Raw genomic sequence first — 3,017 nt, 5'->3', positions numbered from 1 at the left:
GGGGGGGGGGGGGGGGGGGGGGGGGGGGGGGGGGGGGGGGGGGAGGGCGGGGGGTGACTGGGTCGGTGGTGCGCTGCTCGTCGGCGTGTGTGTCACTCTTGACCTCCCCCATGGTCATCCGTCGCCGCAAGTATCGCTGCCGGGGCTGACAATCGCACCGGGCTTGACTGGATCTTGATCGGATCGCGGCGGGGCGCTCGCACCACCCCTGCCCATCAATACGCCGGTGGAATCGGTTCGGTTCCCGGGGGCGGGATGCCTGCGGCGGCCTGTGCGGGTTCGGTGGGTGGATTGCGTGGCGCTTGTCTGCCGGTGGTGGGCCGGGGCCGCGCCGGGGGGTGTCCGTCCTCGGAACCGCGCGATCTGCCAACTGGATCGCCAACGGGGTTTTCCGCGCGAACCACTGCGGGCGGACACCCCCCGACACGTCCCCTTCCGTCGTACGGCGGCTGCGGGCCGTCGCCCGCTGGCCCAGCAGCGGCACCCCCGCGAGCGCCGGGGTGCGCCCCCGGCCCTACTTCGTCGTGGTCGGGGGCGTCAGCGGGGACGCGGCCACCGACTGGGGGGAGATCGTGCTGGCGTAGGCCGAGGGCGCCGCCATGGCTGCCGTGGGGTCGGCGGTGGGCTCGTCGTCCTGTTGCGCGGGGAGGCCGCCGACGATGCGGATGCCCTCCTGGTCGAAGGCCCGCTTGATGCGCCAGCGCAGCTCGCGTTCGACGGTCAGGGACTTGCCCGGCATCGTCTTGGCGGAGACCCGTACGACCATGGAGTCGAGGAGGACGCTGTCCAGGCCGAGCACCTCGACGGGCCCCCACAGCATCTCGTTCCAGGGCTCCTCCTTGCTGATGACGGCGCCGACCTCGGCGAGCACCGCCTTCAGGTGGTCGAGGTCCTCCGTCGGGCGGACGGTGACGTCGACGCCCGCCGTGGCCCACCCCTGGGACAGGTTGCCGACGCGCTTGACCTCGCCGTTGCGGACGTACCAGATGGCGCCGTTGTCGCCGCGCAGCTTGGTCACGCGCAGGCCGACCTCGATGACCTCGCCGGAGGCCACGCCCACGTCGATCGAGTCGCCGACGCCGTACTGGTCCTCGAGGATCATGAACACGCCGGAGAGGAAGTCGGTGACGAGGTTGCGCGCGCCGAAGCCGATGGCCACGCCCGCGACACCCGCGGAGGCGAGGAGCGGGGCCAGGTTGATCTGGAAGGTGGAGAGGATCATCAGGGCCGCGGTGCCCATGATCAGGAAACTCGCCACCGAGCGCAGGACCGAGCCGATCGCCTGGGAGCGCTGGCGGCGGCGTTCCACGTTGACCAGCAGGCCGCCTATCGCGGTGCCGTCGACCGCTTCGGCGGTGCGGCTCATGCGGTCGATGAGCTTGGTGATGGCGCGCCGGACCACGACCCGCAGGACCGCGGCTATGAGGAGGATCAGCAGGACGCGCAGACCGATCGCCAGCCAGGTCGCCCAGTTCTCCTCGACCCAGCTCGCCGCGTTCGTGGCGCTCTCCTGGGCGTCCTGGATCGAGGGGACCGCCGGGGTCGTCGTCTCCGAGGGGGACGGTGACGGGCTGGCGTCCGACAGTAGGCCGGAGAAGGGCGACGACACGGCAGTACCTCCAGGTGCATGTCCGTCCACCGGTGGGGCGGTCATGGTCACGAAAAGGTCACCGGCGGGCAGGCCCACCACATTAGCGGGGTGTCGTGTGCGGATCGTCGGGATGTTCGAGGGAGAGGACGTGCCCTACCGGGGATGTACAGGTGGGATGAACCGTTCTCCTTCGGGGGGATGAATCCGGATGTGGTCGAAAACACTCCCAGCCCGTTACCGGGACATGGTGGCGCTTCGACCAGGCATGAGGGGAGACTGACGTCAGATCGTCCCGGCGCGAGCCACGCGCCGCCGGCGTACAAGGAGGCATCCGTGCCGCATGTCCTGGTCCTCAACGCGTCGTACGAGCCGCTCGGCGTCGTACCGCTCCGCCGCGCGCTCGTCCTCGTCCTCGAGAACAAGGCCGTATGCCTCGAGGAGTCCGGCGCCTATCTGCACAGCGCGACCGTCACAGTCCCCGCACCCAGCGTGGTCCGGCTCAAGCGATTCGTGCGGGTTCCCTATCGGGGGCCCGTTCCTCTCACCCGGCGGGCGCTCTTCGCGCGTGACGGGGGCCGGTGCATGTACTGCGGTGGCGTCGCAACCAGCGTCGACCACGTCATCCCGCGCTCGCGCGGGGGCAAGCACGTCTGGGACAACGTGGTGGCCTCCTGCCGCCGCTGCAACCACGTCAAGGCCGACCGGCACCTCGGCGAGATCGGCTGGCGGCTGCGCCACAAACCCGCCCCGCCCACCGGCCTGGCCTGGCGCATCATCGGGACCGGCCATAGGGACCCGCGCTGGCTGCCCTACCTCCAGCCGTACGGCGCGGACGACGCTCTGGCCCGGATCGACGGCATTTCCGCCTGAGGATTCGGGCTTTCGCATACGCCCATGTGGGGGGAGGGCGGCCGGGTGATTGCCGTTGTCCCGGTCCCTTCCCATGCCTACTGCGGTTCTCCTGTGTTCGTCGGTGCCACCTCGTACGCCTCCACCGACCAGAGGGAGTAGCCGTAGCGGGTTGCGCGCTTTTCGCCCTGCACGCGCGCGTACCGGACCTTCCGCTCGTCCATGCGGAGTTCCTGGCGGCCTTCGCGGCCCTTGGTGACCGTGGCGGCTGTGCGCCAGTGGTGGCCGTCCGAGGAGACCTGGACGCGGTAGGAGGAGGGGTGTGCCTCCTGCCAGTGGAGGACCATTCGGCCCAGGTGGGCCGGTCGGGCCAGGCGTACCTGCCACCAGGCGTTGTCCTCCGCCGGTGACGACCAGCGGGTGGCCGGGTCGCCGTCGTTCGCCGCGCGGGCCGGGAAGTCGGGGGTCTCGTCCGCGGAGGAGGTGGCGGTGCCGGTGCGGGCCAGGTCGGGGCCCTGGGTGGGTGGGAAGGCGTGGATTGTGAGGGTTTGGGTGGTGGGGCGTGCGGTGGGGGTGG

General features: G+C 71.0%; 3 protein-coding genes. 1 reads left to right on the top strand and 2 read right to left on the bottom strand.

Translation table 11 applies throughout. The features are described 5' to 3' along the window. Positions 1–514 precede the first annotated feature (514 nt). Entirely contained in the window at positions 515–1,609 is a 1,095-nt protein-coding gene (locus KBY47_RS36060; RefSeq protein WP_308405423.1) for a mechanosensitive ion channel family protein, read from the bottom strand. Between the two features lie 315 nt (positions 1,610–1,924). On the opposite strand from KBY47_RS36060, the gene KBY47_RS36055 reads away from it, so the two are divergent. Beyond that, positions 1,925–2,461 carry an HNH endonuclease gene (locus tag KBY47_RS36055; protein WP_053763139.1) on the top strand — a complete coding sequence of 179 codons (537 nt, stop codon included), beginning with the start codon at positions 1,925–1,927 and terminating at the stop codon, positions 2,459–2,461. Between the two features lie 77 nt (positions 2,462–2,538). On the opposite strand, the gene KBY47_RS36050 is transcribed toward KBY47_RS36055, so the two are convergent. Next, on the bottom strand, positions 2,539–3,017 hold a 479-nt coding region (locus KBY47_RS36050), incomplete at its 5' end, for a discoidin domain-containing protein (protein WP_210928848.1).

Origin of the sequence: Streptomyces sp. B93 (genome assembly GCF_018070565.1) — a bacterium.
GTDB lineage: Bacteria > Actinomycetota > Actinomycetes > Streptomycetales > Streptomycetaceae > Streptomyces.
This window is presented reverse-complemented; position numbering and strand designations above follow the sequence as displayed.